Here is a 17,229-nt window from a genome sequence, read left to right on the forward strand (position 1 = left end):
TACTTGGTCCTGACCTGCTGCCAGTTCGGGGACCATTCGGCACGGACGCCTGCCGCATTGGCGACGGGCATGACGGGGATGTAGACAGCACCGTCTTTGCCGAGGGCCTTGTCGGAAAGCTTCGTTCCTTTGACGTAAAGGTCGTAGACTTTGGCGACGTAGTTCGGCTGGCCGTCGGAGGATTCGATGGCTTCCCTGACCTGGTCCTCATTCACGAAAGCAGAGGCGCCGTAAGGAGCGAGCTTATTTTCGATATCCTTGACGGTCAGCGGTTCTCTGTGGTAACCGTCGGGATAGACGTAGTAGGTCAGCGTCTTGTCCGGCTGCACGTGGATGACGACGCGTTCGTAGATGATGTCGACGGGAATGCCTTTGACAATGTGCGCATAAAGGTCTTCGACGTCTTTTTCATTGAGGCGGACGCAGCCATGGGACGCATAGGTGCCGATGGCAGAGGGGACGTTTGTCCCGTGGATGCCGTAGTTGCCGCCGATGCCGATCCAGCGGTAGCCGATCGGGCAGTCAGGGCCGGATGGGATTTCCACTTCCGGATGGTCCGGATCGATCCATGTCGGATTGATTTCCATATCGACGACTTTTCTTCTGCCGACAGGTGTCGGAGAGTCAGGCTTGCCTGGAGCGACCGGGTACATGCGGATGCCCACGTCTCCCTGATAGAGCGTCAGGAGGCGGCTGGCAAGGTTGATTTCTATGCGCTTGTCTTCAAAGGCAGGCTTCTTCTTTCCTTCCTTTTCGGTCGTTTCTGCCTTGGTCTCTGCCTTGGCCGGCGTGATTTTGACCTGGACAGGCGCTTCTTTTTCAGGCGCTGCCTTCACTGTCTCTGCGGCAGGCGCGCTGGATTTGATCGTAACAATGGGAGCCGGCGCTTGCTTCCCCTTACTGGATGCCGGAGTCTTGGCCTCAATCCCGATGACGGGCGAGAGCGCGATCACGATCGATGCGGCCAGAATGATTTTCTTCAGCAATGCAATTTCCCCTTTTTATGAAAACCCTTCCCGGGTATAAAGAAACGGATGGATTCCATGTCTTGCGACATATTGACAGGATACCGCAAAGGCGGCCCCGTGTCAAAGGAATGCATCCGTTATTTTTCTGTCAGAAATGAGGCCCTCCCGCGTGGCGTTTCTCACGCTCGCCGGTAAGCTCCTCAAGAAGGTTCGGCGGTGTTTCACTCTTCCACACCCAGTCAGGCGCTGCTTCTTCAGCCCTTTCCTTCGCCGCTTTCAGATCGTAGTAGACCTGCCACTTGGCTTCGACGAGTTCATGGCCGGTCTGGCGCAGGAGGTAGGCCGGATGGAAGGTCGGCATGACGGGTATCCCGTGGTAGTCGATCCAGTGTCCGCGCGAACGGACGATGCCCGCGTCTCTTCCCAGAAAGAAACGGAGAGCGACTTTGCCAAGGCCGATGATGACCTTCGGCTTTACTTGCCGGATTTCTTCAGCAAGCCATATGGATCCGCAGAAATGGCCTTCCTCGATCGTCGGCGTGCGGTTGCCGCGCGGGCGGCACTTCACGATATTCGTCACATAGACATGGTCGCGCGTGATGCCGACGGAGGCGAGAGCTTTGTCGAGGAGCTGTCCCGACGGACCAATCAGGGGTCCTCCGTAATCATCTTCCACACGCCCGGGGCCCTCCCCGACGATCATGAGCGGAGCATCGGCCGGGCCTGTCGAAAGGACGGGGCCGAGGCCTCCCTCATCACGGAGATGGCAGCGATGGCAGGCTTCGATGGCGCGCTTGATTTCCTCATGCGACGCATACGACATCTGCCTTTCCCTTGCCAGGCGGTCTTCGGGATCCTCATGTCCGAATAAATCCATAATATTTCCCTCTTTCCAAGGTCAGGATCACTGCATATCGGGCGGCGGTTCCTGATTCGTGATTTCATAAAACAGCGTGAACTGGCCGGCGAAGTGGAGCTTCACAGTGTCGACCGGACCGTTTCTGTTCTTGGCCAGGATGATTTCCGTTTCATTCTTTCTCGGGTCATCATCCTCGATTTCACGGTTGTAGTACGCTTCGCGGTAAAGGAAGCTGACCATATCGGCATCCTGTTCCAGAGATCCGGATTCACGGAGGTCGGAGAGGAACGGCCTGTGGTCCTGACGCGCTTCGACGCTTCGGGAAAGCTGGGAAAGCGCGATGACAGGGACATTCAGCTCACGGGCAAGGCTCTTCAACGATCGGGAAATCTCGGAAATTTCCTGCTGGCGGTTATCCCCGCTTCTTGCGGCGCTCTTGGCCTGCATCAGCTGGAGGTAGTCGATCATGATGATGTCGAGCCCCTGCTCGGCCTTGAGGCGGCGGCACTTGGAGCGGATCTCGGAGACCGAGACGCCCGGCGTGTCGTCGATATACAGCGGCGCATCCATGAGGACGCTGGCTGCATTGGCGAGCTGGTCCCATTCCTTTTGCGTGGAAATGCGGCCGGTGCGGAGCTTGGCACTGTCGATCAGGGCCGTGGAGCAGAGAAGTCTCTGCACGAGCTGCTCTCGGGACATTTCCAGAGAGAAGAAGGCAACATGCTTGTGCGCCGAGGAAATACTCATATTCTTTGCCATATTGAGGACGAAGGCCGTCTTACCCATGGACGGGCGGGCAGCGACGATGATGAAGTCGCCCTTCTGGAAGCCGCTCGTCAGAGCATCCAGGGACGGGAAGCCCGTCGCAATGCCTGTGATCGTTTCCTTATTGCGGAACTTTCTGGAAATTTCTTCCAGCTCGTTCTGCACGGCTTCCCCGATCGGCGTGAAGTCGCTCTTTCTTTCATCCCTCGTGACTTCGAGGATGGACTTTTCCGCATTGTCCGTGATGTCTTCGACCGCATCCTGCTCGGAATACGCTTCCTCGGCAATGATGCCGGCCGCATCGATCAGGCGGCGCAGCTTGGCCTTGCCTGCCACGATATCGGCATGGCGGTCGACGGACTTCGGGGAGATGACATTCATGGGGAGTTCATTGATGTAAAGAACGCCGCCCACATCGTCGAGGCGCCCCATGCGCTTCAATTCTTCCGTGACCGTCAGGATATCCGCCGGCTCGCCCCTGTGGGACAAGTTCAGGATCGCCTTGAAAATGACGGCATCCGCCTCGCGGTAGAAATCCTCCGGCGTCAGCTTGTCCTCTGCCATAAGGATCGCATCCTTGTCGAGGAGCATAGCGCCCAGGACGGACTTCTCCGCATCCACATTCTGCGGCGGGACGCGGGACAGGATCATCGAGCTCGTGTCCGGCTTCGGTTCACGCCGAAAGTCTCCCTGGCCGCGTTTTTTTGTATCTGCCAAACCAATTCCTCCTTATACCGGCAAAGGCTCCTCGCCTGCCGTCTTGGGTGTCCTGACAAGCATCTTGTCGAGTACTTCCCGGATATTCTTCACCGGCGTGATGGTCAGGCCCAGGTGCCCTTCCTCGATATCCGAACGGTTTCCCTCCGGAATAAGGATGCCCTTCATGCCCGCCTGACGCGCGCCGAATGCTTTTTCATACACGCCGCCGACCGGCTTCACTTCGCCGGAGAGGGAAATTTCCCCTGTCACAGCATAGTCCTGCCGGAGCGGTATCTTTTCCACGGCTGAAATGATCGCCGCCGTGATGGCGCTGCCCGCCGAGGGGCCGTCTATATTTCCGCCGCCCACGATATTGACGTGGAGGTCGTAATCGGAAAGGACCTTGTCCGTGAGCTCGCGCACCACCGATGCCGCCGTTGCGACGGAATCCTTGGCCATGGAACCGGCCGTTTCATTGAAATGGATCGTCCCTTTTCCTTCTTCCCTTGCCGGGAATGCGGTCGCTTCGATTTCGACCGTGCTTCCCCAGTACCCTGCAACGCCAAGGCCATAAATATGGCCGACCTTCGGCACGTCGCTTGCCACCTTGTCATACCAGGGGGAGAGGCGGGATGCCATCGCTGTCTTCTTCATGAGATCGAGCGTGATGACAGGCGCATCGGCGCTCCCCTTCTCATAGACGGCAAGCCCGTAGGCATCCGCCAGAAGGGACACGGCCTTTCTGCCTTCCATCGTGTACTCGCTGATGAGGCGGGCGACGCCGTCGTCCAAGTGCACCTTCAGCTTCTCGGCTGCATGATTGACGATTTCAATGACATGCTCCGGCTGGAGCGGGTCGAAGAAAACTTCTGCGCAGCGCGAGCGGATCGCCGGATTGATTTCCGACGGGTCCCTTGTCGTAGCACCGATCAGGATGAAATCTGCCGGTGCGCCTTCCTTGAAAAGTTTCCTGATATATTCCGGGATGCCTGGCGCATCTTCATCATAGTAAGCCGATTCGAAATGAACTCTCTTGTCTTCGAGCACCTTGAGGAGCTTATTCAGCATCATCGGATCGAGTTCGCCGATTTCATCAATGAAAAGGACTCCGCCATGCGCATCCGTCACAAGGCCGGGCTTTGGTTCCGGGATGCCTTCATCCGCCAGATCCCTCTGCGCGCCCTGATAGATCGGATCATGGACAGAACCGATCAATGGGTTCGTCATGTCCCGGCTGTCCCAGCGGAGCGTTGTGCCGTCGCATTCGACAAATGGCGCATTCTCGCCAAAGGCCGTGAAAGGAAGCTTCTTCGCTTCGTCCAGGACCAGCCTTGCCGCCGTCGTCTTGCCGACACCCGGAGGCCCGTAAAGGATGAGGTGCTGCGGATACGGGGATGCGATGCGGGAAGCCAGCGCCTTCACGGCACGGTCCTGCCCCACGATTTCAGATAAGCTCTGCGGACGGACGACCTGCATGACCGTGGAAGTCAGCTTCACCTTGTCCATCGCCTCGAGCTTTTCCATCTTCTTCCTGTTCGCAGGAGACTCGCCCTCGCCCATTTCTTCTTCAATGATTTCCTGACGGATCTCATTCACATATTCCTGATGACGTTCGTCCAGACGATCAGCGATCTTTTCCTCGAGCTGCTTTTCCACCGCCTGGCGCGCCAGCATTTCTGCCAGCTTGTCCTCCAGTTTATCCAGGATGGCGGGGATCTCATCGTCAGCTGGCTGGTGCGTGTATTCGCGGCTCTCCAGGATGAGCCGCTCCATTCCGATCAGCCGGATTCGCGGATTCTCGTCATGAATATATTTCAAAGCGTTGAACCGGCTCGCCTGCACGATGATCTGTTCCGATCCGACAGCGCTGGCGTAAATGCTGTAAATCGCATTGATCTGGCGGTTCAGATCCTCATCGGAAATCCCGCTTCCATCGACGCGGTTCAAAAGCCGGCCCAGCAAATCTTTCACATCTTCCATCTTGGTATCCCCCCATTCTTTCAGCCGCATGCTGCGACCTCTTCCTACTATTTTACACCATAAGGGAGCATCTATGCATCTATTGTCAAATCTGCCCTCTTCCTATAAGATAAGGGAAACAAGGAGGCCTCATGGAACCACATTTCATAGACAACGAAGAAAGACAGCGCCTTCGCGCGAAAATAGAAAAGGAAGTCAGCGCCATGGGCTACCCGCCCGAATTCGGCACCGCCCTCGCCGCCGGACTTGGCACCGAACGCGCCATGGGAAAAATGCTCCACTACCTCACCCATGCCGACATGCCGAGCATGGAAGAAATAGCCGACGAAATGGTCGCCATCTGCGACGACCGCTCCTTCTGGCGCGAAAAGAAAGAAGCGGAATTCTATCAGAACAAGTACAACGAAATGCTCTGGCAGAGCAAATTCGAAGACGATGAAGATGAATAAGAAACAGGAAATAGAAAATAGGAAAGGACTGCGGGAATGATTGCTCATCCTGCAGTCCTTTTTGCTTGCCTTATTTCCCTATTTCCTTATGCATCATGGATGACGAGGAGGGATTTGATGGCTTCTCTTCTGTCCATGGCATCGTATGCTTCCTGGATCTGATCGAGGGTGAATCTCTTGGTGAAGACTTTTCCTGGATGGATGGTGCCGTTCAGGACGGCGGGGAGAAGGATGTTTCTTACATAGGTCGTGACTGGTGCGACGCCGCCCCTAAGTCCTACGTTCTTCCAGAAGAAGATGGAGGTATCGACGTCTTCTCCGTGCGGTACGCCTACGCGTCCTACGATGGCTCCCGGGCGGCATACTTTGGCTGCTGTATCAAGCGAGAGCTGTGTGCCTACGCATTCAAGGGCAGCGTCGGCGCCGGATCCGTGGGTCATCGCCATGACTTTGGCGACAGCTTCATCGCCTCTTTCTGCGACGATGTCTGTTGCACCGAATTCAAGGGCGAGTTCCTGGCGGTCTACGTGGCGGCTCATGGCAATGATGCGCTTGGCTCCGCGCATTCTGGCGGCAATGACGCCGCAGAGGCCGACAGCGCCGTCACCCATGACGACGACGGTATCCCCTTCCTTCACTTCAGCCGAAGCGGCGGCATGGTAGCCGGTCGCCATGACATCGGCCAGTGTCAGGAAGGAATTGAGGTCGGCATCGGTGTAGTCCGAAGCTTCGCCCGGTACTTTGATCAGGGCCCAGCCCGCATTCTTGAAGCGGACATATTCTGCCTGATACCCTGCATTCATTTCCTGCGGCGCATTGAGGCAGTTGCCGTCAAAGCCGGCCTGGCACGCAGCGCACCAGCCGCAGCCGTGGGTGAATGGAGCGATGACGAAATCGCTTTTCTTGACCGTCGTGACAGCGCTTCCGACTTCTTCGACGACGCCGATGGCTTCATGACCCGTGAAGCTTCCATGCGGACGCGGATTGATGCCGCGGAACCACCAGAGGTCCGAACCGCAGACGCATGCACGCAGCACGCGGATCACGGCTTCATTCTCGCCTTCTACCTTCGGGATCGGCACTTCATTATTGACCTCGACACGTCCTGGTTCTACAAATACTCCTGCTTTCATGTCTATTCCCCCCTTACCGGCATTCCTGCCGTAACAAATGCATTCTTTCCTACCTTAAGTATAAAAAGAAAAGACAGCCGAATCAATTCAAATCCGGCCATCTTTCTATAAGAAAAACTTATGAAATTCTATATTCTTTCATCTTTCCGAATAGCAGCAAGGAGTCCTCTGCATCCGTCCAGAATATCCCGGTACGTTTCCTTGAAATCTCCCGTGTACCAGGGATCGGCAACCTCGCCGGGCCTGTCCGTGTAATCCATCAGGAGGTGCAGCTTTTCCTTCCGACCGCCCGTCAGAAGAAGCAGGTGTCGCCAGTTCTCCTCATCCATCCCGATGATGATATCATTTTCCTCATAATCCGCCTTCGTCATGCGGCGGGCTTTCCTCTTCTCGAAAGGCACGCCCATTGCCGTCAGCATCCTCTTGGCCGGCGGGTACATATCATTTCCTATTTCCTCCGACGTCATAGCAGCTGAGGAAACGAAAATTTCCTGAGAAAGCCCTGCCTTCTCCACCAGATCCTTCATGATGAATTCCGCCATCGGCGAACGGCAGATATTGCCGTGGCAGATAAAAAGCACGCGGTACATAGTTCCTCCTTTTGGCGGATTTCCGCCTGACTTCTTTTCTTCCAATATACCACATTTATACTACATTTTTAGATAGTATAGTAAAGATGGTACAGTAATTGCCCATCTCCTTCGATTTAACCATAACTCCTATAATAATATTATATAGCGCCAATTACATTTTTTATGGTATCCTTTAGTTGTTGATAGAGATATTTGAATTACCCGACATACCCCCGTATGCAGGTCCGGGACGTCTCTCTCCCGGCATAGACAATCCCCCATGCAGGAAATCCATTCGGTTTCCATCGGGTTCATCACGGCTGCATCTGGCCGGAGCTCTGGAGGGAGGAGGAATGAAAGAAAGGTTCCTTCCCATCCCCAGGTTTCGCAGGCAAGGCCCCCACCTTCCTGTATTCAGCCATTGCCGCGCATGAAATCGTTTCAACTTTCTTCTATTGAAGAGGCCGGAGACCTTTCCGCTTATGATTGTGTTTTCCTTGGTTTCTGGATCGAGGGAGGGACGGCTTGCGAAGAAGCGGCGAACGTGCTTCGCCATTTGACGAACCGTCACATATTTCTCTTTGCTACGCTGGCAGCCGATCCGGAATCGGCGCACGCCATCGCCAGCATGCAAAATGCCAAAAACCTTCTCCCCTCGGACAGTTTCCCGAAAGGAACCTTCCTCTGCCGGGGAGCCGTATCGAAAGAGACGGTACGGAAAATGTTTGAAAAATATCCATTCGGAAATACGGAGACGAGAATCCTGAGTGAGTGCTGCCTCCTCTCAGGTTCAGCGAGGTATCCGAATGATGAGGATTTGGCCAAGGTCGAAACTTTTGCAAGGGTCATGTACCAGCATCTCAAGGATCAGTAAAAAGGAGGGAGAAATGAATCGATTCTTCCTTCTGAAAATGAAATGGATGTACAGCGGGAAATCCCATGTACATCCTTTTTTGGTGTCTCAATTATTTTCTTTTGCTTTTTCGACTTCGCCCGGGAGTCTTCCGTAGGCCATGTTCCAGTAGGTCGATCCTGCCACGACCATTTCATGGTTCAGGAAGAAATGATTCATGGTATTGATGGCCTGCAGGGGGCCGGCTCTTCTGGCAGCGGCGACGGCGGCGCCTACTTTGTGTTTCACGAGGCCCGGGTTCAGGTCGCAGACGACGGCCGCTCTTTCGAGGAATGCCTGCATGTTGGCGGATACATTGGCGGAATAGGACGGGGAGCCCAGAAGCACGCCGTCTGCTTCTTTCATTTTTTCGAAGACTTCGCGGAAGCAGTCGTTCTTATGGACGCAGTTTCCTCTTCCTGCGCATGCCCAGCACGCTTTGCACGGCTCTATGACGGTCCCGGCGAACTGGACGAGCTCGGTCTCGATGCCTTCCTTCTCAAAGGCTTCGAAGACCTTCCGCATCATGATTGCTGTGTTTCCGTTCTTTCTTGCGCTTGCACAGATGCCCAGTACTTTCATCATGCCATCTCCTTTTCCCATTCACGAAGCGTGGAAATGCCGGCTTTATCCGCCAGACTTTCCAGGCTGCTGATTTCATCTCCGGTCAGATGGATGTCCGCCATCTTTGCGGCTTCTTCTACCTGATAGACTTTCGTCACGCCGATAATCGGAAGCGTCCCTTTGGCAATCGCCCATGCGCCTGCGATCTGGGATGGCTTTGCTCCATGCGGCTTTCCGATTTCTCTCAATGCTTCGACGAGTTTCCCGATTTCCTTCCAGTACGAATTGTAGGAATTGCCGCGCCCTGTTCCTTCAGGAAATGGATGTGCTTCGTCGTACCTTCCGGAGAGCGCGCCCTGCTCCAATACCATGTAGGAGAAGAATGTGATGCCATGCTCTTTGCAGTAATCCAGGATGCCTGCTTTTTCGGAGGAGCGGTGCAGGAGACTGTAATGGTTCTGGATGGCGGAAATGGAAAGTCCGCCTTCTGCCAGGATTTCCTGCGCTCTCTTGATTTCAGCAAGGTTATGATTGGAAACGCCGATTTTCCTGATCTTTCCGCTCTTGGCGAGAGGAATGAGGTCCTTCGTCCAGCGTTCGACGTCCATCGGGTTGTGGATCCAGTAGATATCCACGTAGTCCGTGTGAAGACGGGAGAGGCTTCCCTCCAGCATCTTTTCCATGGCGTCATCCCCGGGGCCTGCAATCTGCGGGGTGAATTTCGTGGAAATGAGGACATCTTCTCTTGGCACATCCTTCACGAAATTGCCCAGGATTCTTTCGGACGTTCCTTCTCCGTAGACGGCTGCTGTGTCCCAGAGGGTCAGTCCTTTTTCCATGGCTTTATCAAAAACGGGACGGAGGTCGTCCTCGAAGTAGTGATTTCCGAAAACCTGGTCTCCGCCAGCCATTCCGGTGCCCCAGGACCATGCGCCCAGTGCGAGGGGCGGTAATTTCTTTTCTGTCATGTCGTTCACCTTCCATATTTCACTTAGGACTTTATTCTACTCATTTCCGCGAGATATTTAAAATACTCTTTAATTATCCCTGGATATTCATATTTCAAATATCTCCTCTTTCCTGTACAATGAAGAAATAAGGAGGTGTTCCATGGAAATCCGTGTATTACGATACTTTCTGGAAGTGGCGAGGGAAGAGAATATCACAAAGGCGGCGGCTTTTCTCCACGTGTCACAGCCGACGCTGTCCCGGCAGCTGAAGGAACTGGAGGAGGAACTGGGCCGGCCTCTTTTCGTCAGGAGCAGCCACCGCATCCATCTGACGGATGAAGGACAGCTTCTCCGGAAACGCGCGGAGGACATCCTCGACATGGTGGACAAGACGGCCTCTGAATTCAAATCGCTGGATGAAATCACCGGCGGCGACATCCGCATCGGGTGCGCGGAATCGTCCGGGCTGTCCTTTTTCATGCATGCGGCGCGCGCTGTGCAGAAGCGCTACCCGAATATCCATTTCCATTTCTACAGCAGTGGGTCGGATGCCGTGACGGAGCGCATTGACAAGGGTCTCCTCGACATGGCCGTCATCGTGCAGAGCGCCGATCTTTCCAAGTACAACTGCATCACTGTCCCCTACAAGGACCGCTGGGGAATCCTTGCCAGGGACGATGATCCGCTGGCCGGGAAATCCTGCATCACGCTCGATGAATTGAAAGACCTTCCTCTCATCGTCTCCCGTCAGGGCATACAGGAAGAACTGCTCTCCTGGTTCGGGGAAGAAACACCCCGCCTCCACATCGCGGCGACGTATGATCTTCTTTTCAATACGACGCTCATGGTGAAGGAGGGACTGGGCTACCCCATCGGTTTTGAGAATCTTGTCCATACAGGAAAAGGAAGCGGCCTCGTCTTTATCCCGCTCTCCCCCGAGCTATCTTCGCCCATGCATGTCATATGGAAGAAATACCAGGCATTCACGCCGGCGTCAAAGATACTGCTGGAAGAGCTGGAGAAGGAGCTGAGGTGAGGGGGAGAAAAACCTTTGAGGATTTGAAAACCGTAAAACCAGCCTTCGGCTGTGGTAATCAACCCTTTTGAAAACCATAAAACCAAGGCTTTGCCTTGAGGAAATGCAACTCATCCGCCTTGTACACTAACTTATGAGACATTTGTGTTGCTACCGCTACTGTCAACTGGTATACGGCGCACCTTCCCTTCCAGGGCAAGGTCAAGGGCATTCTTCCCCGTCTGGGAAGGCGAGTATAGAAACCCATATAAAAAAGATGCACAGCGTTTTGTTGTGCATCTCTTTTTTTGTTTCTTTTATCTTCTGCCTGGTTTTCTGAATCCGGGTCTTGGGGGTCTCGGGCCTTTGGGGCCTTTGCCTTCCTGTGCTTTGGCGATGGCTTCCTGGGCTTCGCCGCCTTTGCCCAGACGGCCGGTCTGGACGGAGGTTTTCTTGGCTGTCATGTACCATACGTGGAGTTTGTCTGTCTTGCCTTCTTTGATGCCCTTGGCTGTGGGATCGTTCGGGTAGAGTTTCACGTAGTTGGACATGGATTTCTTCGCGTTTTTCTTGTCATCAGAGGAGACGAGTTCGATGTCCATCGCCAGTTTGATGAGGAATACGAGAAGAAGGAAGGGGTAGACGGCCAGGATGTAGATGTCCTCTACGTAGGCAAGGCCGATCATGACGAGAGCGCCTACGATGCTGAATACGCAGACGGCTGCTTTCAGCGTGAGGGATTTCCTGAACATCGGCTCCATAGCGGAGAGCCAGATGTTGCCGTTGGATTTGTAGTAGTGCAGGAATTCCTGGTTCTTGAAGTTTTTATCGCGGCTGTGGGCTGCGACGATCTGATCCACGATGTTCGTCACGTTCTTCTTCATCTGCAGCATGCGGTAGTTCAGAACGAAAAGGACGGTCGTGAGGATAATGACAAGAATGACTGTCAAATTCATGAATGGTGCTCCTTCTTTGGCTTTAGGTGTGAGAAATCCGCCCGCGTTGGCAGGCGGATCCTCATAAGCCTTCAGCTTTTTGATTAAAGTCCGAATCTGGCAAAGATTTCATCGACATGGACGAGCATCGGCTTGTAGTCGAAGCATGCCTTGATTTCTTCTTCGTTCAGATACTTTCTGACGTCTTCGTCTTTGCAGAGGTTTTCATAGAAGTCTTCACCCTGCAGCCAGCGTTTCATAGCGTTTCTCTGTACCCAGCGGTAAGCGGTGTCTCTGTAAGCGCCTTTGGCAACGAGGGCCAGGAGTACTCTCGGGCTGTAAATGAGGCCGCCGGTGAGGTTCAGGTCAGCCATCATCTTTTCCGGATAAACGAGGAGCTTGTCGATCAGGCTGGTCGTCTGGTCCAGGATGTAGTCAAGAGCGATGGTAGCATCCGGAATGATGACACGTTCTACGGAAGAGTGGGAAATATCTCTTTCATGCCAGAGCGGAATGTCTTCGAATGCCGGTACGCTGTAGCCTTGGATGACTCTTGCCATGCCGCAGATTCTTTCAGATTTGACCGGGTTTCTCTTATGTGGCATTGCGGAGGAGCCTTTCTGTTTCGGGCTGAAGTATTCTTCTGCTTCTCTGACTTCGGTTCTCTGCAGGTGGCGGACTTCCAGAGCGATCTGGGAAAGAACGCCTGCAATGACGCCGAGGGTTGAGATGTATTCAGCATGGTGATCGCGCTGAACGACCTGGGTAGCTACGACTTCAGGAGTGAGGCCGAGTTTCTGGCATACGTAGGTTTCTACGAATGGATCGATATCCGCATAGGTGCCAACGGCGCCGGAGAGTTTGCCGACTGCCATTTCTTCAGCAGCACGTTTCATTCTTTCGATGTTGCGGAGGGTTTCGGAGTACCAGAGCAGAATTTTCAGGCCGAAGGTGGTCGGTTCAGCATGGACACCGTGTGTTCTGCCGATGGTTGGTGTGTACTTGAATTCCACAGCTCTTCTCTTCAGAACTTCTGCGAGTTTTTCCAGATCGGCAATGAGGACCTGGGATGCCTGTTTGATCTGGACATTGAGTCCGGTATCCTTGACATCGGTGGAGGTCAGGCCCATGTGGATGTACTTGGCTTCATCGCCTACGTATTCGCCGACGTTTGTCAGGAAAGCAATGATGTCATGGTTGATTTCATGGTCGATTTCATGAATGCGGTCTACGTCGAAGTTTGCCTTTTCCTTGATGACCTTTACTGCTTCTTCAGGAATGCGGCCCAGTTTCGCGTTTGCTTCGCAGGCTGCGATCTCGACATCCAGCATTGTCTGCCATTCATTTCTTTCGTCCCAAATCTTGCCCATTTCAGGGCGTGTGTACCTTGGAATCATTTAAATATCCCCTTTCGGTTGACCAATGCGGGCGCAAATTTCACGACCCACGACTACACCGGCTGCGGAGGCCTGTGCAAGACCCCTGGTGATGCCGGCTCCATCACCAATAGCAAAGAAATTAGGAATCACTGTTTCAAGCTTGTTTGACAGCTCGATCCGGGAGGAATAGAACTTCACTTCCACGCCATAGAGAAGCGTGTGGCGTGAATTGGCTCCCGGCGCTACCTTATCCAGCGCTTCGAACATCCCCATAATATCCTTTAAAAAACGATATGGCAAGACCAAAGATAAATCTCCCGGTGCAGCAGATGGCATTGTCGGCTGGACAAGGCCTCTCCTGATGCGTTCCGGCGTCGAACGGCGTCCGTCGCGAAGGTCGCCCAGGCGCTGTACGATCGGGCCGCCGCCCAGCATATTGGCAAGGGATGCGATGTACTTGCCGTATTCGATCGGTTCATGGAAAGGTTCGGTGAACTGCTTGGAAACAAGGATCGCAAAGTTTGTATTCTGGCTCTTCTTATTCGCATAAGAATGGCCATTGACCGTCATGAGGCCATTGTTATTTTCCGTGACGACGAAGCCGTACGGGTTCATGCAGAAGGTGCGGACGCGGTCGTCGAAGTCTTTGGAGAAATAAACGAGCTTGGACTCATAGCAGAGATCGGTGATCGGTCCATAAATTTCAGCCGGAGATTCTACGCGGACACCGATGTCGACAGCATTCGACTTCGTCTTGAGGCCCAGTCTCTTCGCCTCGCCGGCAAACCATTCAGCACCGTCACGGCCCGGAGCGGAAACGAGGTACTTGCAGTGGTACGTTTCTCCGCCAGCCACAACACCAAGGACGCTGCCGTCCTTATCCGCCAGAATCGTGTCGACCGGCGTCTTAGCGATGACAGTCACATTATTCGGCAGGCTGTCTCTCATATGGGAGAGGATTTCGCTGTTCACATCCGTCCCCAAATGACGGATGCGGGCAGGAATGAAAGCCAGGTCAGCCGCAGCTGCCTTTCTCTTCAGCGCATGGAGTTCCTCCAGATGCTCATCCCCGTAGACCTTCCTGTCTGCCCCGCCGAACTGGCAGTAAATGGAATCCACGTAGGAAATCAGGCGGGACAATTCGCCCTTATTCATGTAATCGTCCAGATTGCCGCCGTAATCCGTCGTCAGCGTCAGCTTCCCGTCAGAGAAAGCCCCCGCTCCGCCCCAGCCGGAGACAATATTCGCGCGCCTGTCGCTCGCCGGCGCCGTCCTGTTCTTGTTCAAAGCGATACGATCGCGGATATCCAGCCCTTTTTCAAGAATCAGCACAGAAAGGCCCGTATCTGCGATTTCCAGCGCAGTGAAAATCCCCGCAGGGCCTGCGCCAATAATAATCACATCATAATTCTTAGCCATGTAACGCACTTCCGATTTCATCAAATCCGGCGAAAAGCGCCGTTCCCGCCCGCCTCTGGGAAAACAGGCAACAAAAAAGCCCCGCATGGGGGCCGGATCATCTGTAAAAGATTATCCCTTTTTTTATTTTACAGAAGTGAAGAAGGAAATGCAAGGGAAAAGGAAATCTGAAATCGCTGAATGCAAAAAAGGATGGTGAAGGAAATCCTCCCTCATCATCCTCTTTTTATTTTTACTTCATTAGTCGTCGTCAACGAAAATCTGCTGTGCTGCCTTGTAGCTCAGGGAAATATCCCCGATCGGCGTGGAGAGAAGAATCGGACCTTCGTACGGTTCCTTCTCCTTCACAGTCACTTCCATGTCGATACCGATATTCTTGCCCTGGACATAATCCATCAGCGTGTAATCTTCCATGACACGGCGGATGTGGCTCATCTCGCCCACTTCCAAATCGCTCAGGAGACGGTGTGTAATGCCGGAACGGCTGCCGTCCTTTCTCGGGATCGGATCACCGCGCGGTGTGTGGACCGGATGATCCAGGAAATTGTCCAGTCTTTCAGACAATGGTTCCGTCGTCTGGTGTTCCAAACCCTCTGCGATTTCATGTGCCTCGCTCCAGGAGAAATCCAGTTTCTCTACGAGGAACACTTCCCACAGAGAATGATAACGCAGCAGGCGGCCTGCCTCGCGGCGGCCCTTCCTCGTCATCTTGCTGCCCTTGTATGCCGTATAGTCCACATACCCCTGCTTCTGCAGCTTCGTAATCATTTCACTAACAGACGGAGGCGATACATGGAGCATGTTTGACAGTTCCTTGTTCGTCACCAGCTCATGGGATTCGCTGATGAGATAAATCGCTTTCAGATAATCTTCCTTGCCGGATGTCATTTTCTTTATACCCTCTTTCTCTCATCATCACCGGGAAAAATAGCCATTCCCTAAATTTTTATACCGATACTCTTGTTTAATTTTATTATATGCCATCCAGTAATTTTTTTACAGTATAAAAATTGATTTTTGGGAAGAAAATCGAAATATAAAGCGGCATCTTCTTCGAAAATTACAGGTTAACCATAAAATGTTAAATAATTAATAAACAAATCTTTATACAGGTTAATTCAGAATAATTTCCATTTCAAGTGCCTTATTCTCCGATATTTTCGAAAGAAATGAAGAACGCAGAATCATTTCTCTTCGATTTCGGACCGTTTTCCTGCGTTGACAATCCCTGCCAGCCACCTTATAGTAAAAGATACCCGTTTCTATTTTAGCCATGATAGAAAATTTCCTTTTATTAGGCTGGAATATTTTCTGAATCATATGATTCGACAAAGGAGAAGTATATGAAGAAACTCATCGCAGCAGCAATCCTTTTCTCGGCCCTCTTTGCAGGCGCCCAGACCGCATCCGCTGATGTCTACGTCAATGGCTACCGCAATCAAAACGGCAACTACGTCCAGCCTCATCACCGCACGTATCCAGATGGCAACCCAAACAATAACTACAGCCACAGAGGAAACTACAATCCCTGGACAGGACAGCCAGGAGACAGATAACCTGGAATGAAAAAGAGAAGCCTCTTCACGAGACCTCTCTTTTTTTTATTTTTACTATTCTCTTCTTCCCGCCTTGATGCGTTTCAGGATATCGCTCCCGATTTCCAGATTCAGGTACGCATAGCAGTATGCATTCAGGACGAATATCAAAGCCACCATGATGATGCCCGACGTCGTGAAGACTGTCTTGCCGGGATCCGGGTCGAAGCCGAAAATTTGGGACAGCGGCTGCCACGCCCAGCGGACAAACGTCACCAGACGGTCGATCATCGACGAAAGCGCATCTGCGATTCCCAGAATATAAATGGAGAAAACAATCTTGTACGACATTTCCACGATATAGGCAAGCGCTGTCAGGTTCAGCGTCTTTGCATACGACAGCTTATGGCGGAAACCATACCCCATCGCAAGACCGAGAGCCGCCGCATAGAAAGCCGTCGTCAGCCCGATTTCAGGTCCGCCGAACATATTCACGATCAGAACCTCAGCCACGCAGGTGCCTAGTCCCCATTTCATGCCATGGAAATCACAAATGATGGCAATCGGAACTGCCGCCGCAATCATCGTAACGAAAACCAGGAACGGCGCCAAAAGCTTCAGCAGCACCAGGAGCGCCGCAATCGCAGCAGCCGCCGCTGCCTCCGTCAAATACTTCGTTCTTCTAACAGCAGGATTCACGTTTTCTCCTCTCCGAAAGAAGCCGCCATGGCCTCCTTCTCCTCTTTCTTCATACGTTTCAAACGGTATTCCATCGAACGGGCCTCATGCTCCCTTCCCCACTCACGATACCACGCCAGAACCACAGGAAGCCGGCTCCTCGTATACCGCGCGCCCTTCCCGGAATTATGCACTGCCACGCGCCGATGCACATCATCCACCGTGAATCCCGTATAAAGACTCCCGTCCGCGCACCGCACCATGTAAGTGAAATACTTCCGCTCTTCCTTCTCCGTCGTTTCTTCGCTCATGTCCGTTTCTTCTCATTACCACAGGAAAATAATATCCTTTATTATACCATGGAGTGCATAGAGGAAATTCATAATGTATCAGACAAAAGGGTCTGTGACAAAATCCACTAAAGTGCTGACTTCTTT

Annotated in this window: 18 protein-coding genes; 4 read left to right on the forward strand and 14 right to left on the reverse strand. The window is 53.1% G+C overall.

The genetic code is table 11. The features are described from left to right. From M3200_RS05130 to lonC, 4 genes are all read right to left on the reverse strand, one after another. A partial coding sequence (locus tag M3200_RS05130) for a L,D-transpeptidase (RefSeq protein ID WP_288178162.1) occupies window positions 1–986 on the reverse strand: 986 nt, incomplete at its 3' end. Window positions 987–1,116: 130 nt separating this feature from the next. Beyond that, window positions 1,117–1,845, reverse strand: coding sequence for a uracil-DNA glycosylase (locus M3200_RS05135; RefSeq protein WP_022382478.1), 729 nt, complete (start codon window positions 1,843–1,845; stop codon window positions 1,117–1,119). A 27-nt stretch (window positions 1,846–1,872) separates the two neighbouring features. Then, entirely contained in the window at window positions 1,873–3,243 is a 1,371-nt protein-coding gene (dnaB, locus tag M3200_RS05140) for a replicative DNA helicase (protein WP_179951957.1), read from the reverse strand. 78 nt (window positions 3,244–3,321) lie between these two features. Continuing rightward, entirely contained in the window at window positions 3,322–5,301 is a 1,980-nt protein-coding gene (gene lonC / locus M3200_RS05145; RefSeq protein ID WP_022382480.1) for a Lon family ATP-dependent protease, read from the reverse strand. A 101-nt stretch (window positions 5,302–5,402) separates the two neighbouring features. Here lonC and M3200_RS05150 point away from each other — a divergent pair, with 101 nt between their 5' ends. Continuing rightward, window positions 5,403–5,720 carry a hypothetical protein gene (locus M3200_RS05150; RefSeq protein ID WP_022382481.1) on the forward strand — a complete coding sequence of 106 codons (318 nt, stop codon included), beginning with the start codon at window positions 5,403–5,405 and terminating at the stop codon, window positions 5,718–5,720. Between the two features lie 86 nt (window positions 5,721–5,806). Here M3200_RS05150 and M3200_RS05155 read toward each other — a convergent pair whose 3' ends face one another. Further along, a complete protein-coding gene (locus tag M3200_RS05155) occupies window positions 5,807–6,853 on the reverse strand; it encodes a zinc-binding dehydrogenase (RefSeq protein WP_022382482.1) in 1,047 nt (348 codons plus the stop codon). A 128-nt stretch (window positions 6,854–6,981) separates the two neighbouring features. Continuing rightward, on the reverse strand, window positions 6,982–7,443 hold the full coding sequence (locus M3200_RS05160) for a low molecular weight protein-tyrosine-phosphatase (RefSeq protein ID WP_022382483.1): 462 nt from the start codon (window positions 7,441–7,443) through the stop codon (window positions 6,982–6,984). Window positions 7,444–7,855: 412 nt separating this feature from the next. On the opposite strand from M3200_RS05160, the gene M3200_RS05165 reads away from it, so the two are divergent. Continuing rightward, window positions 7,856–8,299 (forward strand): flavodoxin family protein, encoded by a 444-nt coding sequence (locus M3200_RS05165; protein WP_022382484.1) that lies wholly within the window; start codon window positions 7,856–7,858, stop codon window positions 8,297–8,299. Window positions 8,300–8,386: 87 nt separating this feature from the next. Here M3200_RS05165 and M3200_RS05170 read toward each other — a convergent pair whose 3' ends face one another. Both M3200_RS05170 and M3200_RS05175 read right to left on the reverse strand, forming a co-directional pair. Then, a complete protein-coding gene (locus M3200_RS05170) occupies window positions 8,387–8,902 on the reverse strand; it encodes a flavodoxin family protein (RefSeq protein ID WP_022382485.1) in 516 nt (171 codons plus the stop codon). Continuing rightward, window positions 8,899–9,849, reverse strand: coding sequence for an aldo/keto reductase (locus tag M3200_RS05175; RefSeq protein ID WP_022382486.1), 951 nt, complete (start codon window positions 9,847–9,849; stop codon window positions 8,899–8,901). The genes M3200_RS05170 and M3200_RS05175 overlap by 4 nt, the downstream gene beginning before the upstream one ends. A gap of 142 nt (window positions 9,850–9,991) precedes the next feature. Between M3200_RS05175 and M3200_RS05180 the strand changes: the two genes are divergently transcribed. Further along, entirely contained in the window at window positions 9,992–10,867 is an 876-nt protein-coding gene (locus M3200_RS05180; RefSeq protein ID WP_022382487.1) for a LysR family transcriptional regulator, read from the forward strand. Window positions 10,868–11,163: 296 nt separating this feature from the next. On the opposite strand, the gene M3200_RS05185 is transcribed toward M3200_RS05180, so the two are convergent. The 4 genes from M3200_RS05185 to M3200_RS05200 form a co-directional block, all read right to left on the reverse strand. After that, entirely contained in the window at window positions 11,164–11,802 is a 639-nt protein-coding gene (locus M3200_RS05185) for a hypothetical protein (protein WP_022382488.1), read from the reverse strand. A gap of 83 nt (window positions 11,803–11,885) precedes the next feature. Beyond that, a complete protein-coding gene (gene purB / locus M3200_RS05190; RefSeq protein WP_022382489.1) occupies window positions 11,886–13,178 on the reverse strand; it encodes an adenylosuccinate lyase in 1,293 nt (430 codons plus the stop codon). Continuing rightward, window positions 13,179–14,579 (reverse strand): NAD(P)/FAD-dependent oxidoreductase, encoded by a 1,401-nt coding sequence (locus M3200_RS05195; RefSeq protein ID WP_288178163.1) that lies wholly within the window; start codon window positions 14,577–14,579, stop codon window positions 13,179–13,181. Between the two features lie 240 nt (window positions 14,580–14,819). Beyond that, window positions 14,820–15,467, reverse strand: a complete 648-nt coding sequence (locus M3200_RS05200; RefSeq protein WP_022382491.1) for a metal-dependent transcriptional regulator — start codon at window positions 15,465–15,467, stop codon at window positions 14,820–14,822. A gap of 455 nt (window positions 15,468–15,922) precedes the next feature. Here M3200_RS05200 and M3200_RS05205 point away from each other — a divergent pair, with 455 nt between their 5' ends. After that, on the forward strand, window positions 15,923–16,135 hold the full coding sequence (locus M3200_RS05205; RefSeq protein WP_022382492.1) for a hypothetical protein: 213 nt from the start codon (window positions 15,923–15,925) through the stop codon (window positions 16,133–16,135). A 54-nt stretch (window positions 16,136–16,189) separates the two neighbouring features. Here M3200_RS05205 and M3200_RS05210 read toward each other — a convergent pair whose 3' ends face one another. Both M3200_RS05210 and M3200_RS05215 read right to left on the reverse strand, forming a co-directional pair. Next, complete coding sequence (locus tag M3200_RS05210) at window positions 16,190–16,813, reverse strand: DUF2232 domain-containing protein (RefSeq protein WP_022382493.1); 624 nt, start codon at window positions 16,811–16,813, stop codon at window positions 16,190–16,192. Next, window positions 16,810–17,103, reverse strand: coding sequence for a GIY-YIG nuclease family protein (locus M3200_RS05215; RefSeq protein ID WP_022382494.1), 294 nt, complete (start codon window positions 17,101–17,103; stop codon window positions 16,810–16,812). The genes M3200_RS05210 and M3200_RS05215 overlap by 4 nt, the downstream gene beginning before the upstream one ends. Window positions 17,104–17,229: the final 126 nt, after the last annotated feature.

The organism is Dialister sp. CAG:357 (genome assembly GCF_000435155.1).
GTDB lineage: Bacteria > Bacillota > Negativicutes > Veillonellales > Dialisteraceae > Dialister > Dialister hominis.

Coding starts and splice junctions, on each gene's coding strand:
- M3200_RS05155 (WP_022382482.1), bottom strand. CDS start 6,853: ATGAAAGCAGGAGTATTTGTAGAACCAGGACGTGTCGAGGTCAATAAT.
- purB (WP_022382489.1), bottom strand. CDS start 13,178: ATGATTCCAAGGTACACACGCCCTGAAATGGGCAAGATTTGGGACGAA.
- M3200_RS05215 (WP_022382494.1), bottom strand. CDS start 17,103: ATGAGCGAAGAAACGACGGAGAAGGAAGAGCGGAAGTATTTCACTTAC.
- M3200_RS05160 (WP_022382483.1), bottom strand. CDS start 7,443: ATGTACCGCGTGCTTTTTATCTGCCACGGCAATATCTGCCGTTCGCCG.
- M3200_RS05150 (WP_022382481.1), top strand. CDS start 5,403: ATGGAACCACATTTCATAGACAACGAAGAAAGACAGCGCCTTCGCGCG.
- M3200_RS05180 (WP_022382487.1), top strand. CDS start 9,992: ATGGAAATCCGTGTATTACGATACTTTCTGGAAGTGGCGAGGGAAGAG.
- M3200_RS05165 (WP_022382484.1), top strand. CDS start 7,856: ATGAAATCGTTTCAACTTTCTTCTATTGAAGAGGCCGGAGACCTTTCC.
- M3200_RS05195 (WP_288178163.1), bottom strand. CDS start 14,579: ATGGCTAAGAATTATGATGTGATTATTATTGGCGCAGGCCCTGCGGGG.
- M3200_RS05135 (WP_022382478.1), bottom strand. CDS start 1,845: ATGGATTTATTCGGACATGAGGATCCCGAAGACCGCCTGGCAAGGGAA.
- M3200_RS05175 (WP_022382486.1), bottom strand. CDS start 9,849: ATGACAGAAAAGAAATTACCGCCCCTCGCACTGGGCGCATGGTCCTGG.
- M3200_RS05185 (WP_022382488.1), bottom strand. CDS start 11,802: ATGAATTTGACAGTCATTCTTGTCATTATCCTCACGACCGTCCTTTTC.
- M3200_RS05205 (WP_022382492.1), top strand. CDS start 15,923: ATGAAGAAACTCATCGCAGCAGCAATCCTTTTCTCGGCCCTCTTTGCA.
- M3200_RS05200 (WP_022382491.1), bottom strand. CDS start 15,467: ATGACATCCGGCAAGGAAGATTATCTGAAAGCGATTTATCTCATCAGC.
- lonC (WP_022382480.1), bottom strand. CDS start 5,301: ATGCGGCTGAAAGAATGGGGGGATACCAAGATGGAAGATGTGAAAGAT.
- dnaB (WP_179951957.1), bottom strand. CDS start 3,243: ATGATCCTGTCCCGCGTCCCGCCGCAGAATGTGGATGCGGAGAAGTCC.
- M3200_RS05170 (WP_022382485.1), bottom strand. CDS start 8,902: ATGATGAAAGTACTGGGCATCTGTGCAAGCGCAAGAAAGAACGGAAAC.